Below are 2,872 nucleotides of genomic sequence, written 5' to 3' on the forward strand. Positions count from 1 at the left end.
TGCTGGAGCCGCGCGGGCAGGTCCATTCCGACGCGCGGGCAGGCTTCATCAATGCCTTGACGCGGCAGCAGTCGAGGGCGGCGATCCCGGCGCCATGACGTCAGCGCGRCTCTGTATTGCCTGATCAGATGAAATATCCCGGAACCAAACCGGGTTTCCCGGATTGGGCCGTGGGGTTCCAACCCGGGGATAAACCTGATGCTGATCAAGGGACTTATTGTGTCGGCAGCGCTGATTGCGCTGGCGCCGGACGCCCTCGCAGGCGAGCAAACAGGACTGGTTCGCCGCGCTTCCTGCACGGTCGTCAGGTTCTACGTGGCCAAATATTCGGCAGCAGCCGCAGAGGCATGGGCCCGGTCCAAGGGCGCGACGGAAGCGGAGATCGAAGCCGCCCGGCGCTGCTTGACCAACGCGCCGACCAGTACACAGGCTCAACACCCCCAGACCACCCAGACCGTGACCGCCGGCTGGGCGGGGCAGTAAGCCGCCCACAGGGAACCAATCCATCCTTGCCCGATTCGCTTCCACGGTTTAACCGGGCGGCATGGGAAAACGATTGATTCCGCCGGAACCGGCCGAAATCCATGAGGTGCCGCTGCGCGAGGCGCTGGAAGAGCGCTATCTCGCCTATGCGCTCTCCACCATCATGCACCGTGCGCTGCCGGACGCACGCGACGGCCTGAAGCCGGTGCACCGGCGCATCCTCTACGGCATGCGCCTGCTCAGGCTCGACCCCGGCACGGCCTTCAAGAAATCCGCCAAGATCGTCGGCGACGTGATGGGCTCGTTCCATCCGCACGGCGACCAGGCGATCTACGACGCCATGGTTCGCCTCGCGCAGGATTTCTCCTCGCGCTACCCGCTGGTCGACGGCCAGGGCAATTTCGGCAACATCGACGGCGATAACCCCGCCGCCTACCGCTACACCGAAGCGCGCATGACCGATGTCGCGCGGCTTCTGCTCGAGGGCATCGACGAGGACGGCGTTGAATTCCGTCCCAATTACGACGGCCAGTCGAAGGAGCCGATCGTCCTGCCCGGCGGCTTCCCGAACCTGCTCGCCAACGGCGCGCAGGGCATCGCGGTCGGCATGGCGACCTCGATCCCGCCGCACAACGCCGCCGAGCTCTGCGACGCCGCGCTGCACCTGATCGAGAAGCCCGACGCGAAATCCAAGGCCCTGCTGAAATGGGTCAAGGGCCCGGACTTTCCGACCGGCGGCATCTGCGTCGATTCCAAGCAGGCGATCGCCGAAGCCTACACGACCGGCCGCGGCTCGTTCCGCGTTCGCGCCAGGTGGGAGCAGGAAGAGGGCGCACGCGGCACCTGGGTCGTCGTCGTCACCGAGATCCCCTTCCTGGTGCAGAAGTCGCGCCTGATCGAGAAGATCGCCGAGCTCCAGGACCAGAAGAAGCTGCCGCTGGTAGGCGACGTCAGGGACGAGTCGGCCGAAGACGTCCGCATCGTGATCGAGCCGAAGTCGAAGAACGTCGATCCGGCGCTGATGATGGAATCGCTATTCCGGCTGACCGAGCTCGAAAACAAGATTCCGCTGAACCTCAACGTGCTGATCAAGGGCCGCATTCCCAAGGTCGTGGGGCTCGCGGAGTGCCTGCGTGAATGGCTCGACCATCTGCGCGACGTCCTGATCCGGCGCAGCAACTACCGCAAGGCGCAGATCGAGCATCGGCTGGAAGTTCTCGGCGGCTTCCTGATCGCCTATCTGAACATCGACAAGGTGATCAAGATCATCCGCACCGAGGATGAGCCGAAGCCGGCGCTGATGAAGGCGTTCAAGCTCACCGAGGTGCAGGCCGAAGCCATCCTCAACATGCGGCTCCGCTCGTTGCGCAAGCTCGAGGAAATGGAGATCCGCACCGAGGACAAGAACCTGCGCAACGAGCTCAAGGGCATCAATGCGGTGCTCGCCTCGGAAGCCGAGCAGTGGAAGAAGGTCGGCGAGCAGGTCGGCAAGGTCCGCGACATGYTCGGGCCGAAGACGCCGCTCGGCAAGCGCCGCACCACCTTTGCCGATGCGCCCGAGCACGATCTCGCCGCGATCGAGGAGGCCTTCGTCGAGCGCGAGCCGGTGACGGTCGTCGTCTCCGACAAGGGCTGGATCCGCACCATGAAGGGGCATGTCGAGGATCTCTCGGGCCTTGCCTTCAAGCAGGACGACAAGCTCGGCTTCGCGTTCTTCGCGGAGACGACGTCGAAGCTGCTGCTGTTCGCCACCAACGGCAAGTTCTACTCGCTCGATGTCGCGAAACTTCCGGGCGGGCGCGGTCATGGCGAGCCGATCCGCCTGTTCATCGACCTCGAGCAGGAGGCGGCACCCGTCGCGCTGTTCGTCAACAAGGGGGGACGCAAATTCCTGGTCGCGAGCCACGAGGGCCAGGGCTTTGTCGTCAACGAGGACGATTGCGTCGGCACCACCAAGAAGGGCAAGCAGGTCCTCAACGTCGACATGCCGAACGAGGCACGCACGGTCACCGAGGTGGTCGGCGACACCGTCGCGGTCATCGGCGAGAACCGCAAGATGCTGGTATTCCCGCTCGACCAGGTCCCGGAGATGGCCCGCGGCCGCGGCGTCCGCCTGCAGAAGTACAAGGACGGTGGTCTCTCCGACGTCGTCGTGTTCGACGCCAAGGCGGGCCTGACCTGGAAGGACTCCGCCGGCCGCGAATTCTCGGCGACCATGAAGGAGCTCGCCGAGTGGCAGGGCACCCGCGCCGACGCCGGCCGCCTGCCGCCGAAGGGTTTCCCGAAGTCGAACAAGTTCGGCCGGGGGATCGGGTAGGGCGGGCTCGTGTCCCGGACGCGCTGCAACGCCCTTGCGTTGCTGCGCTGAGCCGGGACCCACACGGACTGC

2 protein-coding genes and 1 pseudogene are annotated in these 2,872 nt (G+C 65.4%); all 3 read left to right on the plus strand.

Translation table 11 applies throughout. The annotated features are described in order from the left end of the window. Window positions 1–98 (plus strand): annotated as a pseudogene (locus AC1D00_RS34675) (DNA repair protein RecO); the annotation flags it as partial. A 100-nt stretch (window positions 99–198) separates the two neighbouring features. Next, entirely contained in the window at window positions 199–483 is a 285-nt protein-coding gene (locus AC1D00_RS34680) for a hypothetical protein (RefSeq protein ID WP_404556956.1), read from the plus strand. Between the two features lie 61 nt (window positions 484–544). After that, complete coding sequence (gene parC / locus AC1D00_RS34685) at window positions 545–2,800, plus strand: DNA topoisomerase IV subunit A (protein ID WP_477013784.1); 2,256 nt, start codon at window positions 545–547, stop codon at window positions 2,798–2,800. Window positions 2,801–2,872: the final 72 nt, after the last annotated feature.

The organism is Bradyrhizobium sp. P2_E8, from assembly GCF_056403875.1.